The organism is Microbispora sp. CA-135349 (assembly GCF_050947365.1).
Taxonomy (GTDB): domain Bacteria; phylum Actinomycetota; class Actinomycetes; order Streptosporangiales; family Streptosporangiaceae; genus Microbispora.
In genome coordinates, this window is the sequence record NZ_CP192001.1 from 8,534,325 (window position 1) to 8,559,774 (window position 25,450).

Genomic DNA, 25,450 nt, shown 5'->3' on the forward strand with positions numbered 1-25,450 from the left:
ACTAACGGGGTTCGTTGACGCAGCGAAGCACCGGGTGACGGATGAGCGCGCCGGGGTCCACATCACCACCGGTGACGTGGAAGACCGCGCTCTCCCCGGGCAGCAGCGTGACGAGCTGGTCGTCCACGGTCGCGCGGGGGTCGAGCCGGTCGGGGAAGATCGCGAGCTCGCGCACGATCGTCCGCGCGGTCACGCGCACCCGCAGCCCTCCCTCGATCTCCTCGACCGCCGTGTCCATCTCCGCCGGAGGGTAGTCCATGGCCGGGTCCTCGCGGGGGAATCGCAGCGCGCGGGCGTCGCCGAGCGTCGCCACCAGGACCTCGCCCGCGGGGTTTCCGGCCCTGGTCACCCCCTCGGGCAGCTCCACGGAGGCGGTGCCGCGCGCCGGGACCGCCACGTCGACGCGCTCCTTGGCCAGGATGTCCCCCGCCAGGCTGAGCCGGTCGACGGCGAGCTCGCCCGACCACGGCTCGTCGGTGTCGTTCACCACCGCCAGCGCGTCGCCCTGGAAGGTCAGCAGCCGGTCGGCGTACGCCCGGCGCAGCGCGTACCACAGCGGCTTGCGCCGCCCGCCGCCGTCGACCGCGGCCCAGGAGGTGACCGGCCAGCAGTCGTTGAGCTGCCACGCGATCGTGCCCGTGCAGTGGGGTGCGAGCGCCCGGAACCGCTCGATGCCGAACGTCATCGCCCTGGCCTGGTTCAGCTGGGTGTAGTAGTGCCAGTCGTCGAAGCCGTCCGGCCGCGGCAGATGCTCGCCGAGGCCGCGCAGCAGCTTGAGGTTGCCGTCGACGGCCTTCTGGTGGTGGGTCACCCCCGGGGAGACCGGCGTCAGCGGGTCGTCGGAGACCGCCGTGCGCAGCGTCGCGTACGTCGGCGGGCCCTGGAAGCCGAACTCGGCCACGAACCTCGGCGTGTAGGTCGCGTAGTGGGTGTAGTCGTGGGTGTTCCACACCGTCCAGATGTGGACCGTGCCCTTGGACGGGTCGTTCGGCGGCAGGTCGGGGGCCCCGGAGTACGGGCTGCCCGGCCAGTACGGCCGGGTCGGGTCGAGTTCGGCGACGATGCGCGGCAGCAGATCGTAGTAGAAGCCGGCGCCCCAGCTGCGGCCCTCCAGCTTCTCCTGCCAGCCCCAGTCGGCGTGGCCCTCGATGTTCTCGTTGTTGCCGCACCACAGCACGAGCGCGGCGTGACGGGTCAGGCGGGCGACGTGCTCACGGGCCTCGGCCTCGACCTCCGCCGCGAAGGGGCCCTCCTCCGGGTAGGCCGCGCAGGCGAACGGGAAGTCCTGCCAGACGAGCAGGCCCATCTCGTCGGCGAGGTCGTAGAAGTCCTCGCTCTCGTACATCCCGCCGCCCCACACCCGCAGGCAGTTGGCGCCCGTGCCGGCCGCCTGGGCGAACCGCTCGGCGAGGCGCTCCCGCGTGATGCGGGAGGGGAAGCAGTCGTCGGGGATCCAGTTGAAGCCCTTGACGAAGACCGGCTTGCCGTTGATCACGAAGGTGAACGCGTCGTCGGTGCGGTCCAGCTCGACCGAGCGGAACCCGATCCTGCCGGTCCACTCGTCGTCTTCAAGCCGGACGGTGAGGTCGTACAACGGCTGCTCGCCATACCCGCGCGGCCACCACAGCTCCGGGCCGGGCACGGTCAGCGTGACGACGGCCCTGCGCCGCCCGGCGCCGACGGTGACGGTCTCGGTCACGCCCGCCCCCCTGCCCCCCACCGAGGCGGTCAGCGTGAGCGGCCGCTCGGCGGCGCGCTCCACCTCCACGTGCACCTCGACCCTGCCGTCGCCGTGGACGAGCGGACGCACCTCGGCCAGGCGGGCGGTGCTCCAGGTCTCGATGCCAATGGGCCGCCAGATCCCGGCCGTGACCAGCGTCGGCCCCCAGTCCCAGCCGAAGTTGCAGGCCGTCTTCCTGATGAACTGGTACGGCTCGGCGTACGCGCCGGGGCGGTCGCCGAGGGCCGCCTTCTGCGCCTCGGCGTACCCGTACGGCGGATCGAACAGGATCTTCAGCGTGTTCTCGCCCGCACGCAGCAAGTGGTGCACGGGGAAGCGGTACGACCGGTGCATGTCGGCCGTCGCGCCGATCTCGACGCCGTTGAGCACGAGCGTGGCGACCGTGTCGAGCCCCGCGCACACCAGGTCGGCCCGGTCGTCGCCGGTGCCGTCCTGCGCGAACTCCCACGTGAAGGTGGTCTCGTACGACCACGCCGTGCGGCCGATCCAGGTCAGGCCGTCCTCGTTGTCGTCCAGGTACGGATCCTCGATCAGCCCGGCGGCGAGGAGGTCGGTGTGGACGCAACCGGGAACGGACGCGGGCAATCCCGCGACCACCGGCCGGAGCTGCCCGGTCGACGACACGGCGGTGACGGTCCACCCGTCGTGCAGGGGACGGTACGAGCTCACGCTGTCTCCTTAATCTTCGATCCCGCGCAGCCGGCGCACGCCACGTAGTGATCATTTTCGACCTCGGCCAGCCCGGGGCGAGTCCGGCTGTCCTCCGGCGCCTCGTGATACGCGCATGGCACCTCCTCCACGACCGCGTCCGTCCACTTGGCGTGCAGCCGCGGCACCGAGGCCAGCAGCGACCGGGTGTAGGGATGCGCGGGGTTGCCGAAGACGAGGTCCGTGCGGCCCATCTCCATGATCTTCCCGTTCCTGAGCACGACAGTCCGGTCGCTGACGTAGTTGCCGAGCGACAGGTCGTGGGTGACGAACAGGATGCCGAGGCCGCGCGCCCGCAGGTCGGCGAGCAGGTTCAGCACGTCGATGCGGGTGGACGCGTCGAGCATGCTGATGATCTCGTCGGCGACCAGCAGCCGGATGTCGAGGAGCACGGCGCGGGCGATCAGCATGCGCTGGAGCTGGCCGCCGCTGAGCTGGTGGGGATACTTGCCGAGGACGTTTCCGGGGTCGAGCCGCACGCTCTCCAGTGCGGCCTCCACGCGCGTGCGCCACTCGTCCGCGCCCGCCCGGGGGAAGTACTGCTCTTTGAGCATCGAGAAGACGCGATCGGCGCGGAAGACGGGGTTGTAACAGCTGAAGGGGTCCTGGAAGACGCCCTGCACCTGCCGGTAGTACTCCTTGCGGTCCTTGATCGAGGAGATGTTCCTGCCGTCCAGGGTGATCGTGCCGCCGCTGATCGAGGCGAGGCGCAGGATCATCCGCCCGAGCGTGCTCTTGCCGCTGCCGCTCTCGCCGATGAGCGAGACCACCTCCCCCTCGCCGACCTCGAAGCCGACGTCGGAGACGGCCTTCAGCTCGCGCCCGCCGAACGCGCCGACGCGGTAGACCTTGGAGACGCTATCGAGTTTCAGCATTCACTCGGCCTTCCAGCAGGCGACGAAGTGGCCGGGGGCCACCTCGGCGAACGGCGGCTGCTCCGCGCACCGGTCGAACGCGACCGGGCAGCGGTCCCTGAACCGGCATCCCTCCGGCGGCTTCAGCAGCGACGGCGGACCGCCGGGGATCCCCGTAAGCCGGCGGTCCTCGTAGCGCACCCCCACCTCGGGCAGCGCGGAGATGAGCTGCTTGGTGTACGGATGCCTCGGAGTGTTGACTAGCACGTCGGCCGGGGCCTTCTCCGCCAGCCGCCCGGCGTACATCACCATGATCGTGTCGGCGATCTGGTAGACGAGCGAGATGTCGTGGGTGACCACCATCATGCTCGTGACCAGGCCGTGGTCGCGGAACCCGAGCAGCGTCGTGGCCACGGCCTTCTGGCTCGACACGTCGAGCGCGGAGGTGACCTCGTCGGCGATCAGCAGCGAGGGGTTCAGCAGCGTGGAGACGACCATGACCACCCGCTGCTTCATGCCGCCGGACAGCTCGATGGGATAGCGGTCGAGCACGTCCTTCGACAGGCCGACCAGCTCCAGCCGCCGCTCCAGCTCGGCCCTGTCCGGCCGCTCGCCGCGCGACTCCAGCAGCTCGCCGACCATCTTGCCGATCTTCCTGGTCGGATTGAGCGCGCTCATCGAGTACTGCGGGATGAGTGACACCTTCCGGAAGCGGAACTCGTCCATCGCGCCGTCGTCCGACAGCGGCATCGCGGCGCCGTCCAGTTCGACCGTGCCGCCGACGTGGCGCATGCGGCCGTCCAGGCGGATCAGGCTCTTGGCGAGCGTGGACTTGCCCGAGCCGGACTCCCCGGCCAGGCCCATGATCTCGCCGTCCGCGACGGAGAACGTGACGCCGTCGAGCGCCTTCACCTCGCCGCGCAGCGTCCGGTAGTAGACCCGGAGGTCGGTGACATTCAGCGCCACGTCACATCTCCCTCAGCTTCGGGTTGAACACCTCGTCCAGCCCGACGTTCATGACGTAGAGCGCGCCGACGATCGCCGTGATCCCGGCGCCCGGCGGGATGAACCACCACCACAGGCCGAGCTGGAGCGCGCTCCACCGCGCGGCGTTGTTGAGCATCAGCCCGAGAGAGACCCCTTCCGTCGGTCCGAGGCCGATGAAGTCGAGCGAGGCGGCGATCAGGATCGCGCTGCCGAACAGCAGGATGAACGTCAGGAACAGGTACGAGCTCATGTTCGGGGCGATCTCACGAAGGATGATCTTCGGGGTGCGCACCCCGCTCAGCCGCGCGAGGTCGACGAAGTCGCGCGAGCGCAGCGAGAACGTCTGCGCCCTGATCGCCCGCGCGGCCCAGGGCCACGAGGTCAGCCCGATGAACAGCGCCTGCACGCCGATGCTGCGCACGCCCAGGTACGCGTTGACGATCAGCAGCACCACCAGCGCGGGCAGCACGAGCACGATGTTGGTGAGCATGGTGAGCAGCTCGTCGACCCACCCGCCGCGGTAACCCGCGACGAACCCCACGACCATGCCGACGACCGCGGCCAGCACGCCGCCGAGCACGCCCACGAGGAACGTCGAGCGCAGGCCGTACACGAACTGGGCGAAGACGTCCTGGCCGAACGTGGTGGTGCCGAACCAGAACTCCCCGGACGGCGGCGCCATGGCCGGCCCGACGTAGTCGTTCGGCCCGTGGTCGAACAGCAGGGGCCCCGCCAGGCCGGCCACGAGGAACACGGCGACGATGATCGCGCCGACGACCAGCTTGCGGTTGCGCAGCGCGAAGTGCAGGGCCTCGCGGCGTGCGGTGGTCATGCCGCTTCTCCCATCCCGGTCCTGGTGCGCGGGTCCACCAGGACGTACGCGATGTCGATGACGAAGTTGGCGATCAGCACGCCGATGACGATGAACAGGAAGGTGCCCTGCAGCAGGAAGAAGTCCTGGTTCTGGATCGCCTGAAGGATCAGGTGGCCGAGTCCGGGATAGCTGAAGACGATTTCGGTGACCAGCGCGCCGGCCACGAGCACGCCGAGTTGCAGGGCCAGGCCGGTCACCTGGGGCAGGATCGCGTTCCTGAAGGCGTAGCGCCGCACCAGCCGCGCCGGCGCGCCGAGCGCCCGCAGGTAGTTGACGTAGTCCGCTTCCAGCTCATAGATGATCATGTTGCGCATGCCGATGGCCCAGCCGCCGAACGCCACCAGGAACAGCGAGGCGAACGGGAGGAACCAGTGCTGCGCGAGGCTGCCGAGGAAGGTCCACGACCAGGACGGCCGCAGGTCGAAGCCGTAGGGCCCGGCGACCGGGAAGATCCCCGCGACGATGCCGAGCGCCCAGGCCAGCAGGATCGCCAGCCACATGTACGGCGTCGCGGTCAGCACGTAGCCGACCGGGAGCACGCTGTTGTCGAGCCACTTGCGCCGCGCGGCGAACGCCCCGAACCGGTTGCCGGCGAACCAGCTCAGCAGGATGGACGGGATCAGCAGCCCCAGCGTGTACGGGACCGCCCGGACGATCACGTCGGTCACCGGCGTCGGGAACAGCCAGATGCTGATGCCGAGGTCGCCCTTCAGCAGTGATCCCCAGAAGTTCAGATACTGCTGCCACAGCGGCAGGTCGAAGCCGAACATCGCGGTGTAGTGCGCCCGCATGGCCTCGACGGCCGCGGGCTGCGCGACGTTGGCCCGCGAGAGCATGCTCGACACGGGGTCGCCCGGCATGAACCGCGGAATCATCCAGTTGACGGTCACGGCCACGAAGAACGTCAGGCCGTAGATGAGGAGTTTTCTGCCGAAATAGCGGCGCACGATCGACCTCCCGGTCGCGGAACGGCGCCCCCCTCCCGTACGCAGGATGGAAGGGGGGCGCGAGAAGATCAGCCTCCGGAGGCCGGCTGGAGTTCGGTGAGCATGAGCGTGCCGCCCATCTCCAGCCAGTTGCGCCACACGGTCGGCGGATACTTCGGCGTGTTCGGCGCACTGCTGGGCCAGTTCTTCCAGACCGAGTCGGAGGTCTGGGACCACAGGCCGTTGTACCAAAGTGGGATGACCGGCATGTCCTCGAGCTGGATCTTCTGCAGCTCCGAGGTGATCTTCTGCATGCCCGCCAGGTCGTCGGGCTTGACCTGGTCGAGCTGCTGCGTGAGCTCCCACGCCCGCTTGTTCTCGTACCGGCCGTAGTTCGTCGTGGTCTGCAGCTTCTGCACCGGCAGGCGGAACAGGTAGTCGTAGTACAGCCAGGGCGTGTTCGCCAGCTGCTTGTCGTTGTTGAGGACGAGGTCGAACTTGCCCTGGTTGCGCACGTCGACGAGCGCGTTGTAGTCGGGGAAGTCGGCCTCGATGTCGATGCCGGCGGCCTTGGCGCTGGAGCTGATGACCCGGGCCGCCTCCATCCAGTCGGTCCACCCGGCGGGCACGATCAGCTTCAGCGAGATCTTGGCGCCGTTCGGCGACTCCACCAGCCCGTCGCCGTTGCGGTCCTTGTAGCCCGCGTCGGCGAGCAGCTGCTTGGCCTTGTCGGGGTTGTAGGAGAAGCCGAGCGTGGAGGTGACGTTCTTGTCGACGTACTTGTCCCACTGCGGCAGCAGGCCGCTCGGGTCGGACGCCTTGACCAGGTTGCCGTAGACGCCCTCGACGATCTTCTTGGTGTCGACGGCGTAGGCGACCGCCTTGCGGAACGCCTTGTCGTCCATCGGCTTCTTGGCCGTGTTGAACCACATCCAGGTGGTGTTGGCCGACAGCATGTACGGCGGCTGGTCGTAGTAGGTCTTGATGCCGAAGCTGCCCTTGACCAGGTTGGCGATGCCCGGCAGGAAGTTCACGCTGAGGTCGAGGCCCTTCTGCAGCAGCAGGCCCATCGCGACCTCGTTGCTGGAGTTGACGATGTCGACGATGTACTTGGGCTTGACGTCCTTGTTCAGCGCCTTCGTCGCCCACCAGCCGTCGCGCTTGACCCAGACCATGCGGTCCTGGTCGTGGGACTGGTAGGCGTACGGACCGGTGCCGACGGGCTTCTCGTTGACCCCGTTCATCACCTCGTCCTCGGACCGCCCCTCCCACAGGTGCTTGGGGACGATGGCCCGGCTGTAGAGGTGGTTGGCCCACTCCTGGTGATTGGCCGTGGTGAAGGTGAATTTGATCGTGTAGTCGTCGACCTTGTCGGCGCTCTTCATCCAGTCCCACAGCGGGTGGTAGGGGACGGTCTCCATCTTGCCGAGCTCGAACGTGAAGATGACGTCGTCGGCCGTGAACGGCTTGCCGTCCGACCAGGTGATGCCCTTGCGCAGCTTGAGGGTGTACTCCAGGTCACCGGTCCAGTCGCCGCTCTCGGCCAGCCACGGCGAGAACTTGTCGGTGTTCGGGTCGTACATGAACAGCGTCTCGTAGACCAGGCCCTTGGTGCCGGTGGCGAAGTCCCACTCGCGCAGGGGGTTCCAGTTCGCGGGCGGCCCCCACTGGGTGCCGCTCGTGTAGAGGGTCTCGTTGCGGGGGAACGCCCCGCCGCCCGCCGGAGCGGCGGCGCCGCCTCCCGCCGCGCCCCCCGTCGCATCTCCCGCCGGTCCGGTCGGCGTGGACGATCCCCCGCCTCCCGAACAGGCCGCGCTCAACAGGCCGGCCGCCAGCACCGGTATCAGAAACCGTGTTCGGTTTCGCATGGTGACTCTCCTCATGCCAGACCCCGATGTTGCTCGGCTCGCTATTGCTGAACCGGATAAGTACCGAGACCGTAAAATCGGGACGTCGCCGGTGTCAATAAGGGGAAGATGTAGGCAAAGTAACGGTAGTAAGGTGAGGGCCACTGGACCGGTTCAGTCGAGGGGACACGTGAGAAGACCCACCATCGCGGACATCGCACGCCAGGCCGGGGTCTCCAAGGGCGCGGTCTCATACGCCCTGAACGGCCAGCCGGGGGTGTCCGAAGCCACCAGGGCCCGCATCCTGGCGATCGCGGACGAGATCGGCTGGCGGCCGAACATCGCCGCCCGCGCGCTCAACGGCGCCCGCGCGCACGCCGTGGGCCTCGCGCTGTGCCGCCCTGCCCGTTTCCTCGGCGTCGAGCCGTTCTTCATGGAGCTGATCAGCGGCATCGAGGCGGAGCTGTCCGCCCGCTCGTACGCGCTGCTGCTCCAGGTCGTCGGCGACCACGAGGCCGAAATGGGCGTCTACCGCCGCTGGTGGGGGGAGGGCCGGGTGGACGGCGCGATCCTCGTCGACCTCCACCTCGACGATCCCCGGGTGCCCCAGATGGAGGAGATGGGCATGCCCGTCGTCGTCCTCGGGCACCCGTCGGCCGCCGGATCGCTCGTGCCGGTCTGGGCCGACGACAGGGCGGCCGTACGCGAGACGGTGGAGTATCTCGTCGCGCTCGGGCACCGGCGGATCGCCCGCGTCGCCGGGCTGCCCCGGCTGTCGCACACGGCGATCCGCGACCGCGCGTTCGGCGACGTCTGCGCCGGTCTCGGGCTGGACGCCTGCCCCATCGTGCACACCGACTACACCGGCGAGGAGGGCGCGCGGGCCACACGGCGGCTGCTCAGCTCGCCCGAGCGGCCCACGGCGATCGTCTTCGACAACGACATCATGGCCGTGGCGGGTCTTTCCGTCGCCCAGGAGATGCGGCTCGACGTGCCGGCCGACCTGTCCGTCGTCGCCTGGGACGACTCCCCGCTCTGCCAGGTCGTCCGTCCCCCGCTGACCGTGCTCACCCGCGACATCCCCGCGTACGGCGCGCACGCGGCGCAGCGGCTGCTCGCGCTGATCGACGGCGTGGAGGCCACGCCGCTGGAGGACGAGGCCCCGCGCCTGACCACCCGGGGCAGCACGGCGCCACCCGCCTGATCGGCGTGGTGCGCGGTTACCGCGTTTGAAAGGTGACGTTCAGGGGAGATCGCTACACTTGGCCCCGTTTGCCGCTACTGGCTTTCGACCTGGCGAGAAGCGCCTGGTCCGACCCTCAGGAGCACGACAGTGGGTCACGTCGACGTCCGTCCGGCGCCCCCGGCGGAGGACCTTCCGGCGCCGCCACCCCGGACGCCCCCGAAGTGGCGGGCCTGGCTGTGGGTCACGCTGTCGGGAGCGCTGGGCGTGCTCGCCGGCGCCGTCACGTTCACGGTCGGCGGATACGTCAAGCTGAGCGGCAACGTCAAGCACGAGACGGTGACCCAGAAGGATCTCGGGGGCGAGGAGGCACGCCCGCAGAAGATCAGCAAGGCGCTCAACGTGCTGATCGTCGGCTCCGACCAGCGCAACGGCGCAAACGCCAAATACGGCAAGTTTCCCGGCGAGCGCACCGACACGATCATCCTGGCCCACATCTCCCCGAACCGGGACGGCGCGGTGCTCATCAGCTTCCCCCGCGACTCGCTCGTCCGCCTCCCGGCCTGCTCCGCCAAGGGCAACCTCCCCGGTCAGCGGCCCCACGTCGGCATGATCAACGAGTCGTTCAACTCCGGCGGCATCGGCTGCACCTGGAAGACGATCGAGGGACTCACCGACATCCACATCGACCACTTCGTGAAGGTCGACTTCACCGGGTTCAAGGCGATGGTGAACGCGCTGGGCGGCGTCCAGGTCTGCCTGCCGCAGGCCGTCCACGACAAGAAGGCCCTGCTCGACCTGCCCGCGGGCAAGCAGGTGCTGAAGGGCGAGCAGGCGCTCGGGTACGTCCGCGCCCGCTACTCGCTCGGCGACGGGTCCGACATCGGCCGGATCCAGCGCCAGCAGATGTTCCTCGCCTCGATGGCCAAGAAGGCCATGAGCGGCGAGACCCTGACCAACCCGGCGACGCTGTTCGGGTTCCTCGACGCGGCGACCAGGTCGATCACCACCGATCCCGACCTCTCGATCGGCGTGATGAAGGAGCTCGCGACGAGCGCGCAGGGGCTGACCGCCGGACAGATCCGCTTCGTCACCACCCCCTGGCGTTACTCGATCACCAATCCCGGCCGGGTCGAGTGGGTGCAGCCGCAGGCCGACCGTCTGTTCAAGATGGTCGCCGCCGACCAGATCGCCAAGAACGTCAAGAGCGGCGAGCAGAAGGTGCCCAAGTCGCAGATCCACATCCTGATCCGCAACGGCAGCGGGCAGCAGGGCCTCGGCACCCAGGTGGCCGCCGAACTGGAGCAGCGCGGCTACCACATCGTCAAGGTGGAGCAGGCGCCCAAGCCGTACGCCAAGACCGTCGTCGCGTATTCGGACAACGGTGAGAGCCGGGCGTCCCGGCTCTACCGCGAGCTGAAGAAGGCGCGCTCCCGCCGGGTGGGCACGGCCACCACGCAGACCCTCGTGCTGGGGATCGGGGCCGACTGGAAGGGAATGAAGCCCCCCAGGACGCTTGACGACGTGGAGGGCTTCGACGCCACTCAGGACAGTTGCACGGCCTCTTAACCGCCCGGCCTCTTAACCGAAGAGCCAGCCGAACAGGCCGCCGCCGCGGTGGGACGAATCCTGCGCGGGGGCCGGCGCGGTCGTCGGCTGCTCGGTGGCCGGCTCGGAGGTCGGAGCCGTGGCCGCCCGTTCCTCGGACGTCGTGTCCGTCCCCGAGGTCCGTCCATCGGCCCGCTCGTCGCCGGACGACCGCTCCGGCGTGTCGACCGACACGCGGGACCGCGACGGGCGTGAGGCCGCGCCGTCAGCCGCGTCGTCAGCCGTGTCGTTCCCGGAGCCGGGGTTCTGCGCGTGGGACCGGGGGGCGTGCGAGGGCGCGGCGGGCGCCGAGGTCCCGGACGTCGCGGGCCGGGTCCGGGTGGGTTCCGCCCTGGGGGCGTCGCTCGGGGCGTCACTGGGCGCCTGGCTCGGCACGTCATCGGACGGGCCGGTGGGAACGCTGGTGGGGACGTCAGTGGGGGCGTCGGCAGGGGCGTCGCCGGACTCTCCGGTCGCGGCGTCGCCGTCGGCGGCCGGCGAGACGGGCGCCGTCACGGCCGGCTTCGCCCCGGCGGCGCAGTCCGCCTCCGCGCAGTCCGTGCCGGAGGGCTGTCCGACCCACAGCGCCAGCGCCCAGATCGCACCGAGGACCCCGACGGCGATCAGGCCGGTCCGCAGCAGCAGCCCGCCGCGTCGCGAACCCTCGTCCTCGTCCTCCTCCGGATCGGGCGTGTTGCGCCAGCCCGAGCCGAGGAAGCCGCGCGGATCGGTGTCGCCGTCGCTCGCCAGGCCCCCCTCGCTCACCAGGGCCCCGTCGCTCACCAGGCGCCCCTCGCTCACCGGGCCCTCGTCGCTCGCCAGGTCGTCGGAGCGGAGCCGAGCGGTGCGTCCGGCGGTGTAGTCGTCCTGGTCGGCGTGGTCGGCGGGGGTCTGCGGGGGCTGATCCGGCCGCCAGTCCTCGGACAACACGTCCCCGTGGTCGCGCGGCGCGGCGCCCAGAGCCTGCTCGTCGTGCTCCTCCGACCAGAAGCGGTCCCCCTCCGCGGCGTGTTGCCCTTCGCCTGCTATGTACGGCCGGATCAACGAACCGTCCTGCTCATAGGCGTCCTCCGTGACCGGGTCGCGCATGAAGTTCCTTCCTCAGTGGGATTTGGGTCATGTCCCAATAGCGAACGTTCCTAGCACTTGTCGACACGTCCTGTCTGGAAATTTCACAACAACCGCTGGAAGCAGGTTTGTCATCGTCGTGACAAACCTGTGAAACCCATCGGGCTTGACGGGATTCCTGGAACGGTCTTTAATATCGACTAAACCGACTGACTTGGTAGGAATCGCGCGGAATAGAGGACAGGCATGACAGTACGCAGGCTCGGGGCCATCGCAGCCGCCGTCATGGCGACGACCACCCTGGTCACCGCCTGCGGGGGAGGCAGCGACGCCGGCGGGGGCGACGGCGCAGGCGACAAGGTCCAGTTGGCGCTGGTCGCCTACTCCACCCCCCAGGCGGCGTTCGAGGACATCATCAAGGCGTTCCAGAAGACGCCCGAGGGCAAGAACATCACCTTCACGCAGTCGTTCGGCGCGTCAGGCGACCAGAGCCGCGCCGTGGCGAACGGGCTCAAGGCGGACATCGTCGAGTTCTCCCTGGAGACCGACATCACCCGGCTCGTGAAGGCCGGCATCGTCGCGCCGGACTGGAACTCCGGTCCCACCGCGGGGCCCGACAAGGGGATCCTCACCAAGTCCGTCGTCGTCATCGGGACCCGCAAGGGCAACCCGAAGGGCATCAAGACCTGGGACGACCTCGTCAAGCCCGGGGTCGAGGTCATCACGCCGAACCCCTTCACCTCGGGCGGCGCCCGCTGGAACCTCCTCGCGGGGTACGGCGCCAAGTCGAACAAGGGCGCCGACCAGGCGACCGGGCTCGCCTACCTCGACTCGCTGCTCAAGAACGTGCCGGTCCAGGACGACAGCGGCCGCAAGTCCCTGCAGACCTTCACCGGCGGCAAGGGCGACGCGATCCTCACGTACGAGAACGAGGCGATCTTCGCTCAGCAGAACAACCAGGAGATCGACTACACGGTCCCGGACTCGACGCTCCTCATCGAGAACCCGGTGGCCGTGACGAAGAACAGCGCCCACCCCAAGGAGGCCGCGGCCTTCCTCAAGTACCTCTACTCGGTCGAGGCGCAGACGATCTTCGCCAAGAACGGCTACCGCCCGGTCGTCGACGGCGTGACCGGCTTCAACTGGCCCGCCCCGCCGCAGCTGTTCACGATCCAGGACCTCGGCGGCTGGGACAAGCTCACGACGGACTTCTTCGACCCCAAGACCGGCAAGGTCGCGGAGATCGAGCGCAAGCTCGGCGTGGCGACGGAGAAATGACGCAGGAAGTGACCGCGATCACCGTACGACCTGTCCGGCGCCCCGCCGGCGGCACCGCCGCCGGCCTCGGCGTCGCGGTGCTGTACCTGAGCCTGATCGTGCTGATTCCGCTGGCCGCCGTGGTCTGGCGCTCGGGCGAGGAGGGCCCCGGATACTTCTGGCGCTCGGTCACCACCCCCGATGCCTGGGCGGCGCTCACCCTGACCGTCGGGGCGTCGGCGCTCGTCGCCCTGGTCAACCTGGTCATGGGAACGGTGATCGCCTGGGTGCTGGTCCGCGACCGCTTCCCCGGCAGGGCGGTGCTCGACACGATCATCGACCTGCCGTTCGCGCTGCCGACCATCGTCGCCGGTCTCGTCCTGCTCGCGTTGTACGGCCCGCAGTCCCCGCTCGGCATCAATCTCGCCTACAGCAGGGCCGGAGTCGTGCTGGCGCTGATGTTCGTCACGCTGCCGTTCGTCGTCCGTACGGTGCAGCCGGTCCTGCTCGAGCTCGACACGGAGATGGAGCAGGCGGCGGCCTCCCTCGGGGCCCGGCCGTTCCAGACCTTCCGCCGGGTCATCCTGCCGAACCTCATCCCCGCGATGCTGTCCGGCACCGCCCTCGCCTTCACCCGGGCGATCGCCGAGTTCGGCTCGACCGTGCTCATCTCGGGCAACCTGCCGTTCAAGACGCAGGTCGCCGCGGTGAACCTCTTCAGCCAGATCGAGGGCGACAACACCACCGGTGCGGCCGCGATCTCGACGGTCCTGCTCGTGGTCGCCCTGGTCGCCCTGATCACGCTCGACGTCCTGCAACGCTGGGGGAGCCGCCGTGGCTAAGCACGTCCTGCGCCTGGTCGCCGTCGTCTACGTCCTGTTCCTGCTGGTCCTGCCCGTGGCACTGATCATCTGGCGGACCTTCGGAAACGGGATCGGGCCGTTCACCGAGGCGCTGACCTCCCCGTCGGCCCTGCACGCCTTCAAAGTCACGCTGACGGTCGCCGGCTGGGCGGTCGTGGCCAACACGGTCTTCGGGGTCGGCGCCGCGCTCCTGCTCGTGCGGCACGAGTTCCCCGGCAAACGGCTTCTGGGAGCCTTCATCGACCTGCCTATGGCCGTGTCGCCGGTCGTCGTCGGGCTCGCGCTCATCCTCGTGTACGGCCGGTTCTCCCCCGTCGGCGGACTGCTGGAGAGCTGGGGACTCCAGGTCATCTTCTCCACCCCCGGCATGGTGCTGGCCACGGTCTTCGTGGCGCTCCCGCTCGTCGTGCGGGCCGTCGTACCGGTCCTGGAGGAGCTCGGCGACGAGCAGGAGCAGGCCGCGCACACGCTGGGTGCGAGCCGCCTGCAGACGTTCGTCCGCATCACGCTCCCCGGCATCCGCTGGGCCCTCGGCTACGGCATCGTGCTCTGCCTGGCCCGCTCGCTCGGCGAGTACGGCGCGGTCGCGGTGGTCTCCGGCCGCCTCGTGGACCAGACCCAGACGCTGACGCTGTTCGTCGAGGAGCGGTTCCAGAACTTCGACCAGCCGGCCGCGTTCGCCGCCGCCACGGCCCTCGCCCTGATCGCCGTGGTCACCCTGCTGCTCACCAAGCTCCTGCGCCCGAAGGACCGGTCTCATGGCAATTGAGGTACGCGACGTGAACAAGTCGTTCGGGACGACCCCCGTCCTGCGCGACGTGTCACTGGACGTCGCCGCGGGGTCGCTCACCGCCCTGCTCGGCCCGAGCGGCGGGGGGAAGTCGACGCTGCTGCGGGTCATCGCCGGCCTGGAACGGCCGGACACCGGCACCGTCCGGATCTCCGGCGTCGACGCCACCCGGCTGTCCCCGCAGCGGCGCAACGTCGGCTTCGTGTTCCAGCACTACGCCGCCTTCAAGCACCTCACGGTCTTCCGCAACGTGGCCTTCGGGCTGGAGATCCGTAAGCGGCCCAAGGACGAGATCCGCAAGCGCGTCATGGAGCTGCTCGAACTGGTCCACCTGGAGAAACTGGCCGACCGCTACCCCTCCCAGCTGTCGGGTGGCCAGCGCCAGCGCATGGCCCTGGCCCGGGCGCTCGCGGTGGAGCCCGAGGTGCTGCTGCTGGACGAGCCGTTCGGCGCCCTGGACGCGCAGGTGCGCAAGGAGTTGCGGGCGTGGCTGCGCCGGCTGCACGACGAGGTCCACGTCACCACCGTGTTCGTCACCCACGACCAGGAGGAGGCCATCGAGGTCGCCGACACGATCGTGGTGCTGGCCGGGGGCGAGGTCGTGCAGGCCGGCAGCCCCGGCGAGGTGTACGACAACCCGGCCAACCCGTTCGTGATGCGTTTCCTGGGCCCGGTCACCGAGATCGGCGGCAGCCTGGTCCGCCCGCACGACATCGAGATCAGCCAGGATCCCGTCGAGGGCGGCTCGCCCGCCGTGGTCTCCCGCGTCGTACGGCTCGGCTTCGAGGTGCGCGTGGAGGTGGAGATCGGCGGGCACGAGGCGTGGGTGCAGGTGACACGGGAGCAGGCCGACCGGCTCGGTCTCGGGCCGGGCGACACCGTGCACCTGCGGCCCATGCCCGGCGCCCGATCCCTGGTCCTCGCAGTGTAAGAAGATGCGGCTTTCCGTACGGACCCAGTACGCCCTGCGCGCCGCGGCCGAACTGGCCGCGGCGGCGCCGGGGCCGCTCCCGGCCGAGCGGATCGCGGCCGCCCAGCGCATTCCGCGGCGGTTCCTCGACAACATCCTGCTGCAGATGCGGCGGGCCGGCCTCATCCACAGCCAGCGCGGGCCCGACGGCGGCTACTGGCTCGCGCGGCCCGCCGAGCAGATCACGCTCGCCGACGTCGTCCTCATCATGGAGGGAGCGCCGCAGGACAGCGAGGGGTTCCACGGCGTCGCCGAACCGCTCGGCGACGTCTGGACGGCCCTGCGCGACCACGAGCAGGCGACGCTCACCGAGGTCACGCTCGCCCACATCGCGACGGGTTCACTTCCGCCCCTCTAATCACCTTTGCGCGCCCGGTACTTGTGCAAGACTCCGCATTCAGGTGGAACGTGCCGTGGCGTAGAGGCAGGCGGGATGGGTACTGCTGGGCAGCTCATCGTGGGGCGATACCGGCTGGTCCGCGCCCTCGGCCACGGCCGCACCGGGCTCATGTGGGAGGGCCGCGACACTCTGCTCGACCGGCCCGTGGCGATCCGCGAGGTCCTGCTGCCCCCCGACCTCGGCGAGACCGCGCGACTGCGGCTCGTCCAGCGGATCTCCCGCGAGGTCCGCCAGGCCGAGCGGCTGAGCCACCCTCACATCGCCGCCGTCCACGACGTCGCCGAGGAGGACGACACGCCGTACGTCGTGACGGAGCTGGTCCCCTCGCGCTCGCTCGACGGGGTGGTCTCCGGCGACGGACCGCTGCCCCCGGCCGAGGCCGCGCGCGTCGCCCGCGCGGTGCTGTCCGCGCTCACGCACGCCCACGCCGCCGGCGTACGGCACGGCGACGTCCGGCCGGCCAACGTGCTCCTCGCGCACGACGGGCGGGTGCTGCTCGCCGACTTCGGCATGTCCGTGCCGGCCACCGATCCGGCGTTCGCCCGGTCTCCGGAAGCCGGCAGCCCTTCCGCCGGCCGTGGCACCGAGACGTACCTCGCCCCGGAGCGGGCCGCAGGCGGGCCGCGTACGGCCGCCGCCGACCTGTGGTCGCTGGGCGCCACCCTCCACCTGGCCGTCACCGGCAGGCCGCCGGGGGGCCAGGGGCCCCTGAAGAATCCGCCCGGGGACCTGCCCGGGCAGCTACACGACGTGCTGACCGGGCTGCTGGCCCGGGAGCCCAGGCGGCGGATCGACGCGGAGACCGCCGACCGCCTGCTCGGCGAGATCGAGCCGCCCGCCCCGCCCCGGCCCGTACGCCGGAAGCCCGGCCGCACCCGGCTCCTCGTCGGGGTGGCGGCGGCCGTCCTGGTCGGCTGCGCTCTCGGAGGCTGGGCTGTCGGGGGTTGGACTGCCGGGAGTTGGGCGGTGGGAGGCTGGGGGGCGCTGCGGCCCGGCGGTGAGAACCGGGCCGGGGCCGGGGCGGTCGCCTCTGTCGCTCCATCGGCTTCGGCCTCCCCTGTGTCGACCCCTGTGTCGACCCCTGCGTCGGCGTCCGCACAGCCCGCCCGGCGGCTGAAGCTGAAGTGGCACACGTCTGACGCCGGTTGGCGGGCCGGCGTGCCCCGCGGCTGGGCTCGCGAGAAGGGGCCGTACTCGACCACGTGGCGCTCACGGGACGGCGAGGCGACGTTCACGGTCGAGGTGACCGCACAGCGCGGCACCGACCCCCTGGCGGCGCTCGGCGAGGCGGAGGTGATCCTCCGTCCGGTCGCCACGACCTACCGCAAGCTCCGGCTCGAAACCGTGACCAGCCGGCACGGCCCTGCCGCCGACTGGGAGTTCACCTGGACCCCGCGTACGGCGTCGGCGCGGGACCACCTGGACAAGGGAGTGAAGTATCACCAGTACAGACGGGTGATCTCCACCGCCACGACGACAAGCGTGCTCACCTGGACCGCTCCCGCCGACGGCTGGGACGCCCTGTGGCCCACGCTCGTCAGGGTGCTCTCGCTCTTCCAGCCGCCCTCGCCCGTCTCGCAACCCTCTGTGGCGACGCCTTCCCCGGCCTGAAATCCGCCCGCGCACTCCTCGGCTGTGTCATGATGACGCACGAGTGAAAGTGACAACGGTTTTCATTTTGATTGGGGGCCAAGATGCGAGTGGCGTTCGTCGGCAAGGGCGGAAGCGGCAAGACCACGCTGTCGTCGCTGTTCGCGCGATACGCGACGCGGAGAGGACCGGTCGTCGCCATCGACGCCGACATCAACCAGCACCTCGGCCTGGCCTTGGGCCTGCCTGCCGATGCGAAGGCCGACGCGGCCGGGCACCCGCCCCCGCTGGGCGGGATGCTGCAGGAGATCAAGGACTACCTGCGCGGGGACAACCCGCTGATTCGCGACACGGCGTCCATGGTGAAGACGACCCCGCCCGGACGCGGATCCCGGCTGGTCCGGCTGGGCGACCCGTTCTTCCCGTCCCGCCCTGTCGAGGGCGTCACGCTCATGGTCACCGGGCCGTTCGACGAGGACGACCTCGGCGTCGCCTGCTACCACTCCAAGCTCGGCGCGGTCGAGCTCTATCTCAATCACCTCGTCGACGGCCCGGGTGAGTACGTCGTGGTGGACATGACCGCCGGGGCGGACTCCTTCGCCTCCGGATTGTTCACCCGGTTCGATCTCACCTTCCTGGTCGCCGAGCCGACCCGGCAGGGCGTGAGCGTCTACCGGCAGTACCGCGACCACGCCGCCGGCTTCGACGTCGCCATCGCCGTCGTGGGCAACAAGATTCACTCGCCGGACGACGTCGACTTCCTCCGCGAGCACGTCGGCGACGACCTGCTGACCTGGTTCGGCCACTCCCCCGCCATCCGAGGCATGGAGCAGGGCCGGCCGTTCACGCTCCACGACCTGGAGCCCGCCGGCCATCTGGCCCTAGCCGCGATGCTCGACAGACTCGACGCGCAGCCCAAGGACTGGCCGAAGTTCGGCAGGCAGGCGGCCGAGTTCCACATCAGGAACGCCCGCGCATGGGCCAACCGCGCGACGGGACAGGACCTGGTCGCGCAGATCGACCCCGGCTTCGTGTACGGCCCGGCCGTCGCCGCCCCATAAACGTGTCGCCTCCGCGCCACATGGAGGCCCGCCACGTTCGGCATACCGTCAACTGCGTTCCCCGCTTGTCCGAGGAGACAGGGGAAACGCCGTCGAGAGGAGAACACGCTCATGTCACTGTCCGTGTCCAACGACCTGCTCGACCAGGCCCGCGCCGGTGAGGTGGACGACGCGGCCTTCGTCGCCTGCGTCCGCGACTCGCTGCCGTACGCCTGGGCGACGATCACCGCGCTGGTCGAGCGGCGGGACCGGTCCGGCGCCGACTTCGCCGACAACCAGGTGCCGCCGCCCGACGAGGCCGCTCGCGGTCAACTGCTGCGCTGCCTGGCCAGCGACGCGATGCGCGGCGCTCTCGAAAGGCACTTCGGCGTACGGCTGGCCTTCCAGAACTGCCACCGCGTCGCGGTGTTCCGCCCCGACGCCACCGAGGCCTACCAGGAGTTCGTCACACCGCGGGCGCAGATCCTGAATCAAAGCCCGGAACTGGTCGACTGCTGACCAGCTCGGACCAGCTCGGACCAGCTCGGACCAGCTCGATCGGCTGACCCGGCCGGTTCTCCCGAACTGGCCCGGGTTGAATTCCCGAGCTGGCCGCCGGGCTGAATCTCCGGACTGGCCGCCGGGATGGATTCCCGGGCTGGTTCTCCGGGCTCAGGCTGGGGGCGGCGCGCCGGTTCACGGCGGTTCACGCCGCCTCCAGCCACCACCGGCCACCTGCAGCGCCCGCAGCCCTCGCCGGTCCGCTCGTCACCGCGAACCGTCCCTTCTCCCACTGCCTGCCTTTCACACGGCCATCACACGGCCATCACGCGGCCCGTCACGCGGACCGTGACACGGCCTGCCGGACGGCCGGAAGCACCTCAGCGCCGAGTCGTGCGATGTTCTCCAGCGTCCGCGCGCGGTCACCGGCGCCCTCGACCATCAGGATGAGGTGCCGCAGCCCGGTTCGCGCCACCGTGGCGGTGATCTTCTCCACGCAGTGTTCCGTCGAGCCCACCGGGTGGATCCGGCACAGCAGGTCCACGTATTCCGCAATGTTCCGCCGTGGGGATGGCCGGCCGTCCACGGGCACGTACCCGGCCAGTCCCGGCCCGAGCCAGCGTGGCAGCGACTCACGCATCTCCCGTACGGCCTGCTCGGTGGTGTCCGCCACATGCCCGAGCACGGCCCCGATGTGCGCCGCCGGGACCGCGCTCGGGAATGTGGCGTACCGCTCGTAGCCGGCGATCATCTCCGCCTTCTCATCGTCGCCGATGTGCATGCCGAGAAGCATGGGCAGTCCCCGTTCGGCGGCGAGCCGCACCGTGCCGTCCGACGTGCAGGCGACGACCGGCGACATATAGGCCTGCGGGACCATCTTGACCTCACGGAAGCGGAAGAACTCGCCGTCCCCCGCCACCGGACCGTCGGCCAACGCCGAGCACAGCAGGTCGAGCGACTCGGGGAAACCCCGCTCGAACCTCGCCGTCCCGGTGCCGAAGACCTCCAGTTCCAGCCACGGACCCCCGCGCCCCACGCCGAGCCGGAATCTGCCGTCCGACACGTGATGGAGAATCGCCGCCTGCTCCGCCAGCGCGATCGGATGCTGGGCGGACAGCACGCTGACCGCCGTCCCGACCACGATCCGCGAGGTGCGGCCCAGCGCCACGGCTGCCAGCGTCGCCGCCGACGGGCACACGCCGTAGGTCATGAAGTGGTGCTCGGCGATCCAGGCGTCGTCGAACCCGGCTCGTTCTGCCGCCCCGATCGCCTCGACCGTGCCGCGCAGCACGTCCCCGGATGCCATGCCAGGAAAGCCCGCCGCGATGAGGAAGACGCCGATCCGCATCCCTGCGGCCGCCCCCTATCGCGGGCCGCCGTTGACGTAAAGCGTCTGACCCGTGACGTACGACGCGTCGTCGGAGGCGAAGAAGGCCACCACTGACGCGATCTCGGTCGGCTGACCGACACGCCGCAACGGCACGGCCTGCGCCATAGTGGCCTGGTGCTCCTCCGGAGTCACCCCCAGCCGCACTGCCGTCGCCTCGGTCATCGGCGTCGCGACGTATCCGGGCGCGACCGCGTTGACGCGGACACCGAACGGGCCCAACTCGATCGCCATGGTCGCGGTGAGCCCCTGGATGCCCGCCTTGGCCGCCGAATAGTTGGCCTGCCCCCGGTTTCCCAGTGCCGACCGGCTCGACAGGTTGACGATGGCTCCGGACCGCTGCTCCACCATGTGCTTTTGCACTTCCCGGCTCATGAGGAAGACGCCCTTGAGGTTCACGTCGACAACCTTGTCCCAGTCGTCTTCCGACATACGGAACAGCAGGTTGTCGCGGGTCAGCCCGGCGTTGTTCACCAACACGTCGATCCGCCCGAACTCGGCCATCACCCTCGGCACGAGCGCCTCGACCTGAGCACCCTCCGAGACATCACAGCCGAACGCGACCGCCCTGCCCCCGGTGACGGTGATCTCGTCCACGATCGAGGCGCACTGGTCCGTGGTCAGGTCCACGCAGGCCACAGCCGCGCCCTCTGCGGCCAACCGGCGTGCGATCGCCGCACCGATCCCCCGCGCCGCGCCGGTGACCACCGCGAACTTACCGATGAACCGTGACATCGCCAGCCTCCTCGCGCCGATTCGATCACAGCAACTTACTCCGAGTCATGCTCCCGCGTATCTCGGCGCAGCCACGCCGCGAAGCGCCATCCCGGTCGTGCGGCGCGTCACCATGCGCTTGTCCAGCGGGCGTCCATGAACCTCGGCCGAGTCACCACGCCGGCAGAAATGCGCGGCACTCGCGAAGCCCGCTCCATCCCCAGCCCGGTGAAGGTCCAGGATTAGTTCCGCCGCCTCGGGGCTCGGGTGGGGTGGTGGTAGGTGAAGGCCCAGCGGTCTTTGCCGGTTGTGTGGCGGGTGTAGCGCTCGGGGTGCTGGTAGCGGTCACGGTTGTGGAACTGGCAGGCCGGGCCGAGCAGCTTCAGGTCCGTGAGCCCGCCGGTGCTCCAGTTGTCGGCGTGGTCGATCTGGCAGAGGGTGGCGGGCAGGGGGCAGCCGTCGATCCAGCAGGTGGCGTAGCGGGCGAAGACCGCCCGTCGCTGGGCCGGGGTGGCCAATCTGACTTTTCGGCCCATGTCGAGGACCTGCCCGGCGGCGTTCATGACCAGGCGTACCAGGGTGGAGGTGCGGGCCAGGCGGTGCACGCCGGAGACCGGCAGCACCTGCCCCGTGGCCAGCAGCAACCCCGGCGCCCTGCCCAGCAACGCCCCCACCAAGGCCCCCGGCCATGTTCCCGGCCCTGTCATCGGGTCTGCCCCTGGATCTGCTCCCGGCCCTGGCACCGGCCCTTGCCCCGAATCTGCCCCCGGCTCTGTCGCCGGGTCTGGACCCAGCCCTGTCACCGGGGCTGACCCCTGCTTTGGATCCGGCCCTGCGGGCGGCGTCTGCGACGCTCCTTCCGGTAGTCCCGGTGGTGTCCCCGGCGGCTCGCTCGACGAGCGTCCTGCCCCACCACCGCACCCGCACGCGCTCTCGCCGTGCCCCCGGCACCCGTGGCCGTGGTCCTCACAACCGTGGTCCTCACAACCGTGGTCCTCACGGCCATGGTTGTCACAACCGTGGTCCTCACAACCGTGGTCCTCACGGCCATGGTTGTCACAACCGTGGTCCTCGCACGTGCCCAGGCCATGCCGACGCTGCCCGCCGCGCACATCGCCATGGGCCTCAGGCGTGCCCAGCCCATGCCGGGATTCCCCCGCGGGCCGAGGCCCGGCGTGGGCGTGACGGGCAGAGGTGCCCCCGGGAGAAGGATCCGGCGGTCGACACTCATCCCAGCGTGACCTACCCGACCGTGACCCGCTCTGCTGTGGCTCGCTCGACCGCGCCTTCTCCGACCGCGCCTTCTCCGACCGCGTCCCCTCCGACCGCGTCCCCTCCGGCCGCGTCCCCTCCGGCCGCGCCTTCTCCGGCCGCGCCTTCTTCGACCGCGTCCCCTCGGGCTGTGTCCCTTCCTGCTGCTTGCTTTCCGGCTCGTTGCCCTCCGGCTGCGCGTATTCGGCCGCGTCACCGAGTCCAGCGGCACCGGCACCCGGAGCGACCGCGTCCGTTCCTTCGGCCTCGCCGGAGGCAGAGCACACCGCCTCCTCGGCGGGCTCGATGAGCCCGGCGGGTCCCACGGACTCGACTGGCTTGATGAGCTCGGGGGCGGCCGACTCGGGGGCGGCCGACTCGGGGGCGGCGGGCTCGGTAGTCTCCGTGCGATTGCGCAGGTCATCACCCCGGCCGTCAGCGTCAACGACGTCAACACCACCCGCATCATCCACGTCACTCACGTCATTCGCGTCCTCCGGGCCAGTGGCGTCGCTGGTGCCGGTGTCCTCGAGGTCCTCCGTGTCCTGGCAGTTCTCGCTGTCCTCGGTGTCGGTGGCGTCCTCGGGGTGGTTGACGTCGTCGCCCTGGTCGCCCTGGTCGCCCTGGTCGTGGACCGGGTCGGGGGCGGCGGGGTCGGTGGCCGGGTCAGGGGCGGTGTCGGTGACCGGGTCGGTGGGGAGGGACTCGGCGTTGACCAGTACCAGAAGCTCGGCGACGATCTTCTGCTCCAGCAACGCGATCAACGCATCGGCCTGACGTACCCGCAGCGGCCGGTCATCACCCTCCGCCCGGGGCCGGGCATAGGCGTCCAGCAACGCCCGCAACCGGGCGGCCGCCTCACGAGGAAGATAAAACTCCCCCTCCAGCCCACCACCTCTGCCGGGGCGGACCCGCAGAAACCGCCGCCCGTAATCGGCCCGCTCATCACGCTCGTCCCCATCAGGGTCCAGCACCGCCCGCAGATACCGGCCCGCCCTGGCCACCTCTGCCGGCCCCGCCCGGCCCGCCAACTCCAACAAAATCGGCTCGGCCAGCCCCACCTGCTCACCGGTCAGATGCTCGGTAGCCATGCAAATGGCCTCCACCACCCCCGCCGACAGCTCCCCGCCCGCAAACTTCTCCCGCACCCGCGGCAACCGCGCCAGCTGCACGCCCAACGTCAGCAGCCGGCCCGCCCCCGCCACGCTCAACCCACCCGCGGTACGCAACCAACTGCGGGTGGAGGCATGCCCATGCTGCCTGGCCTGCCCCGCCCGATGCACCCGCCCCACCCGATCCGCCAACGCCGACGTGATCCGATCGCGGGCGAACATCAAGTCCTCGGCCTCGGCCAGGCAGACACCGGCATCGTCCGGAACCGGCGCCAGCGCCAACGCCTGCGCCGACTCCCGCAACGAGGCCACCAACACCCACGACGACCGGACCCGACTGCCGCCGCCCCTGCCAGCGCCGCCCGCAGCGGCGCTTGCGGTGGCGGCACCGTTCAGATCGCCGCTGGCGGCGCGGTCACCGGCCGGGTCGTGCGCCACATCGGCCGCGCTGTCGTTGACCACGCTGTCGTTGACCGAGCTGTCGTTGACCGAGCTGTCGTCGGCTGGGGCGTCATCGGGCGGGCCGTCGAGTGGGCTGCCGAGTGGGCTGCCGGACCGCCGTATTTCCGATTCGACAATTGGCAACCAGCCACTGAAGGAGTCGTCGCGAGCAAGGGAGCCCTCGGACGACCACAAAGGGGAATCGGCGGTCAACCGGTCCCACCAGTCGCCGTCGGCCCTATTCGAACGACGAGAGTGCTCAGGATCGGAGCCGAACAGATCCATCACACCCCCCCAAGTAACTCGAAAACCTGTATTAATTTTTCCATCGCCTCATCACGCAGAGCAACCGCTGGAGGCGAATAGTTGGAGCAGCAGGTCAGCCCGAGAAGGGGCGATAGCACCGACGGCGTCCCAGCGCGCTGCTCCCTGAACCGTTTTCGGCAGCGAGCCAGCGGAGCAAAGGGAGCACCGACCGGAACGCAGACCCAGACCGGGCCTCGTACGGGAAATCTCCCCGATTCGCCACCTAGGAGCGCGATAAGTAGGTAGCGATGTGCGCCGGGACGTGCTGTCGCATGAACGGCACGCCGCCCTACTCGCAGGACAGGCCGTCGGGGTGCCACTTCCACGGGCTCGTGAACAACCGGGGAAGGATCACCGGCTCAAAGCCGGCGAGTGCTCAACGACGGCGAGTGCTCAGAAATCGGGGACGGCGCGCTCGACGGCTTGGAGGGCATGGTCAAGCAGGGCGACGTGGGCGGCGAGCACCTCCTCTCCCGGGTCGCCGGCGCGGATCCTGCCGACGCTGGTGACGTACACAGTGCGGTAGGCGGCGACCACCAAAGCGGCCGCGAGCCTCGGGGCAGGCTCGGCGGGGTCGGTCCCGGCCGCCTCGGCGATCAGGGCGGCGAGCATGCCCTCGAACTCCTCGAGCATTTCCCTCGCTCGGGCCCTAAGTGCGGGCGAGTCCAGGATCACCTGCCAGAACACCTGATATTCCGGGGCGATGCCGCCGAGGGGGTGGCCTTCTTTGAGCATGCGGAAGAACAAGCGGCGCAGCGCGGCGAGGGGGCCCTCCCCCTCACCGCGTTCCCGTACGGCCCGGGTGACCAGCTCGACCGCCTCCGGGAAGCGATCGAGGAAGAGGTCCTCCTTGCGCGGGAAGTAGTTGAAGACGGTCTTGGCCGAGACTCCGGCCGCCTCGGCGACTTCAGCGACCGTGACGTTGTCGAACCCGCGCTGGATGAACAGGCCCGAGGCCACGTCCGAGATGAGCGACCGGGTCTGCCGCTTCTTCCGCTCTCGCAGTCCCAACGTTTCCGCCACCCGCCTCACTCTAGTTGCTAGAAACTTTTA

The 25,450-nt window shown here is 70.0% G+C and carries 21 protein-coding genes; 10 read left to right on the forward strand and 11 right to left on the reverse strand.

What is annotated here, in order from left to right:
* Position 1: 1 nt before the first annotated feature.
* From ACQPZZ_RS39305 to ACQPZZ_RS39330, 6 genes are all read right to left on the reverse strand, one after another.
* Entirely contained in the window at positions 2-2,410 is a 2,409-nt protein-coding gene (locus ACQPZZ_RS39305; RefSeq protein WP_432927555.1) for a glycosyl hydrolase 2 galactose-binding domain-containing protein, read from the reverse strand.
* Complete coding sequence (locus tag ACQPZZ_RS39310) at positions 2,407-3,324, reverse strand: ABC transporter ATP-binding protein (RefSeq protein WP_432927557.1); 918 nt, start codon at positions 3,322-3,324, stop codon at positions 2,407-2,409. Before ACQPZZ_RS39310 ends, ACQPZZ_RS39305 begins: the two co-directional genes overlap by 4 nt.
* Entirely contained in the window at positions 3,325-4,269 is a 945-nt protein-coding gene (locus ACQPZZ_RS39315; protein WP_432927559.1) for an ABC transporter ATP-binding protein, read from the reverse strand. It lies immediately after the preceding gene.
* Between the two features lies 1 nt (position 4,270).
* Positions 4,271-5,122, reverse strand: coding sequence for an ABC transporter permease (locus ACQPZZ_RS39320; RefSeq protein WP_363647738.1), 852 nt, complete (start codon positions 5,120-5,122; stop codon positions 4,271-4,273).
* Positions 5,119-6,111, reverse strand: coding sequence for an ABC transporter permease (locus ACQPZZ_RS39325; protein WP_432927562.1), 993 nt, complete (start codon positions 6,109-6,111; stop codon positions 5,119-5,121). Before ACQPZZ_RS39325 ends, ACQPZZ_RS39320 begins: the two co-directional genes overlap by 4 nt.
* 68 nt (positions 6,112-6,179) lie before the next feature.
* Positions 6,180-7,958, reverse strand: a complete 1,779-nt coding sequence (locus ACQPZZ_RS39330) for an ABC transporter substrate-binding protein (RefSeq protein ID WP_432927564.1) — start codon at positions 7,956-7,958, stop codon at positions 6,180-6,182.
* Positions 7,959-8,127: 169 nt separating this feature from the next.
* Between ACQPZZ_RS39330 and ACQPZZ_RS39335 the strand changes: the two genes are divergently transcribed.
* Entirely contained in the window at positions 8,128-9,141 is a 1,014-nt protein-coding gene (locus ACQPZZ_RS39335; RefSeq protein WP_432927567.1) for a LacI family DNA-binding transcriptional regulator, read from the forward strand.
* A 129-nt stretch (positions 9,142-9,270) separates the two neighbouring features.
* Positions 9,271-10,689: an LCP family protein gene (locus ACQPZZ_RS39340; RefSeq protein WP_432927569.1), complete on the forward strand. Its 1,419-nt coding sequence runs from the start codon at positions 9,271-9,273 to the stop codon at positions 10,687-10,689.
* Positions 10,690-10,701: 12 nt separating this feature from the next.
* On the opposite strand, the gene ACQPZZ_RS39345 is transcribed toward ACQPZZ_RS39340, so the two are convergent.
* A complete protein-coding gene (locus tag ACQPZZ_RS39345; RefSeq protein ID WP_432927571.1) occupies positions 10,702-11,796 on the reverse strand; it encodes a hypothetical protein in 1,095 nt (364 codons plus the stop codon).
* Positions 11,797-12,021: 225 nt separating this feature from the next.
* Between ACQPZZ_RS39345 and ACQPZZ_RS39350 the strand changes: the two genes are divergently transcribed.
* The 8 genes from ACQPZZ_RS39350 (at position 12,022) to ACQPZZ_RS39385 (ending at position 19,204) form a co-directional block, all read left to right on the forward strand.
* Positions 12,022-13,053: a sulfate ABC transporter substrate-binding protein gene (locus tag ACQPZZ_RS39350; RefSeq protein WP_432927573.1), complete on the forward strand. Its 1,032-nt coding sequence runs from the start codon at positions 12,022-12,024 to the stop codon at positions 13,051-13,053.
* The gene (cysT, locus tag ACQPZZ_RS39355) at positions 13,050-13,874 is read left to right on the forward strand and encodes a sulfate ABC transporter permease subunit CysT (RefSeq protein ID WP_363647724.1); all 825 of its coding nucleotides are present in this window, start codon (positions 13,050-13,052) and stop codon (positions 13,872-13,874) included. The genes ACQPZZ_RS39350 and cysT overlap by 4 nt, the downstream gene beginning before the upstream one ends.
* Complete coding sequence (locus tag ACQPZZ_RS39360) at positions 13,867-14,664, forward strand: sulfate ABC transporter permease subunit (RefSeq protein WP_432927574.1); 798 nt, start codon at positions 13,867-13,869, stop codon at positions 14,662-14,664. Before cysT ends, ACQPZZ_RS39360 begins: the two co-directional genes overlap by 8 nt.
* Positions 14,654-15,616, forward strand: a complete 963-nt coding sequence (locus tag ACQPZZ_RS39365) for a sulfate/molybdate ABC transporter ATP-binding protein (RefSeq protein WP_432927576.1) — start codon at positions 14,654-14,656, stop codon at positions 15,614-15,616. The genes ACQPZZ_RS39360 and ACQPZZ_RS39365 overlap by 11 nt, the downstream gene beginning before the upstream one ends.
* Before the next feature lie 4 nt (positions 15,617-15,620).
* A complete protein-coding gene (locus tag ACQPZZ_RS39370; protein WP_363647718.1) occupies positions 15,621-16,013 on the forward strand; it encodes an RrF2 family transcriptional regulator in 393 nt (130 codons plus the stop codon).
* Between the two features lie 75 nt (positions 16,014-16,088).
* The gene (locus ACQPZZ_RS39375; RefSeq protein WP_432927579.1) at positions 16,089-17,666 is read left to right on the forward strand and encodes a serine/threonine-protein kinase; all 1,578 of its coding nucleotides are present in this window, start codon (positions 16,089-16,091) and stop codon (positions 17,664-17,666) included.
* Between the two features lie 83 nt (positions 17,667-17,749).
* Complete coding sequence (locus ACQPZZ_RS39380; protein WP_432927581.1) at positions 17,750-18,706, forward strand: ATP-binding protein; 957 nt, start codon at positions 17,750-17,752, stop codon at positions 18,704-18,706.
* Between the two features lie 111 nt (positions 18,707-18,817).
* The gene (locus ACQPZZ_RS39385) at positions 18,818-19,204 is read left to right on the forward strand and encodes an SCO5389 family protein (protein ID WP_363647712.1); all 387 of its coding nucleotides are present in this window, start codon (positions 18,818-18,820) and stop codon (positions 19,202-19,204) included.
* Positions 19,205-19,523: 319 nt separating this feature from the next.
* Here the strand turns inward: ACQPZZ_RS39385 and ACQPZZ_RS39390 are convergent, their stop codons facing one another.
* The 4 genes from ACQPZZ_RS39390 to ACQPZZ_RS39405 form a co-directional block, all read right to left on the reverse strand.
* Positions 19,524-20,534, reverse strand: a complete 1,011-nt coding sequence (locus tag ACQPZZ_RS39390; protein WP_432927583.1) for an LLM class flavin-dependent oxidoreductase — start codon at positions 20,532-20,534, stop codon at positions 19,524-19,526.
* A gap of 15 nt (positions 20,535-20,549) precedes the next feature.
* A complete protein-coding gene (locus ACQPZZ_RS39395) occupies positions 20,550-21,308 on the reverse strand; it encodes a glucose 1-dehydrogenase (protein ID WP_432927585.1) in 759 nt (252 codons plus the stop codon).
* A 221-nt stretch (positions 21,309-21,529) separates the two neighbouring features.
* Complete coding sequence (locus ACQPZZ_RS39400) at positions 21,530-24,235, reverse strand: DUF222 domain-containing protein (RefSeq protein ID WP_432927587.1); 2,706 nt, start codon at positions 24,233-24,235, stop codon at positions 21,530-21,532.
* 555 nt (positions 24,236-24,790) lie between these two features.
* The gene (locus ACQPZZ_RS39405) at positions 24,791-25,420 is read right to left on the reverse strand and encodes a TetR/AcrR family transcriptional regulator (protein WP_432927589.1); all 630 of its coding nucleotides are present in this window, start codon (positions 25,418-25,420) and stop codon (positions 24,791-24,793) included.
* Positions 25,421-25,450: the final 30 nt, after the last annotated feature.

Coding starts and splice junctions, on each gene's coding strand:
- ACQPZZ_RS39370 (WP_363647718.1), top strand. CDS start 15,621: ATGCGGCTTTCCGTACGGACCCAGTACGCCCTGCGCGCCGCGGCCGAA.
- ACQPZZ_RS39385 (WP_363647712.1), top strand. CDS start 18,818: ATGTCACTGTCCGTGTCCAACGACCTGCTCGACCAGGCCCGCGCCGGT.
- ACQPZZ_RS39320 (WP_363647738.1), bottom strand. CDS start 5,122: ATGACCACCGCACGCCGCGAGGCCCTGCACTTCGCGCTGCGCAACCGC.
- cysT (WP_363647724.1), top strand. CDS start 13,050: ATGACGCAGGAAGTGACCGCGATCACCGTACGACCTGTCCGGCGCCCC.
- ACQPZZ_RS39365 (WP_432927576.1), top strand. CDS start 14,654: ATGGCAATTGAGGTACGCGACGTGAACAAGTCGTTCGGGACGACCCCC.
- ACQPZZ_RS39375 (WP_432927579.1), top strand. CDS start 16,089: ATGGGTACTGCTGGGCAGCTCATCGTGGGGCGATACCGGCTGGTCCGC.
- ACQPZZ_RS39310 (WP_432927557.1), bottom strand. CDS start 3,324: ATGCTGAAACTCGATAGCGTCTCCAAGGTCTACCGCGTCGGCGCGTTC.
- ACQPZZ_RS39380 (WP_432927581.1), top strand. CDS start 17,750: ATGCGAGTGGCGTTCGTCGGCAAGGGCGGAAGCGGCAAGACCACGCTG.
- ACQPZZ_RS39390 (WP_432927583.1), bottom strand. CDS start 20,534: ATGCGGATCGGCGTCTTCCTCATCGCGGCGGGCTTTCCTGGCATGGCA.
- ACQPZZ_RS39345 (WP_432927571.1), bottom strand. CDS start 11,796: ATGCGCGACCCGGTCACGGAGGACGCCTATGAGCAGGACGGTTCGTTG.
- ACQPZZ_RS39330 (WP_432927564.1), bottom strand. CDS start 7,958: ATGCGAAACCGAACACGGTTTCTGATACCGGTGCTGGCGGCCGGCCTG.
- ACQPZZ_RS39395 (WP_432927585.1), bottom strand. CDS start 21,308: ATGTCACGGTTCATCGGTAAGTTCGCGGTGGTCACCGGCGCGGCGCGG.
- ACQPZZ_RS39350 (WP_432927573.1), top strand. CDS start 12,022: ATGACAGTACGCAGGCTCGGGGCCATCGCAGCCGCCGTCATGGCGACG.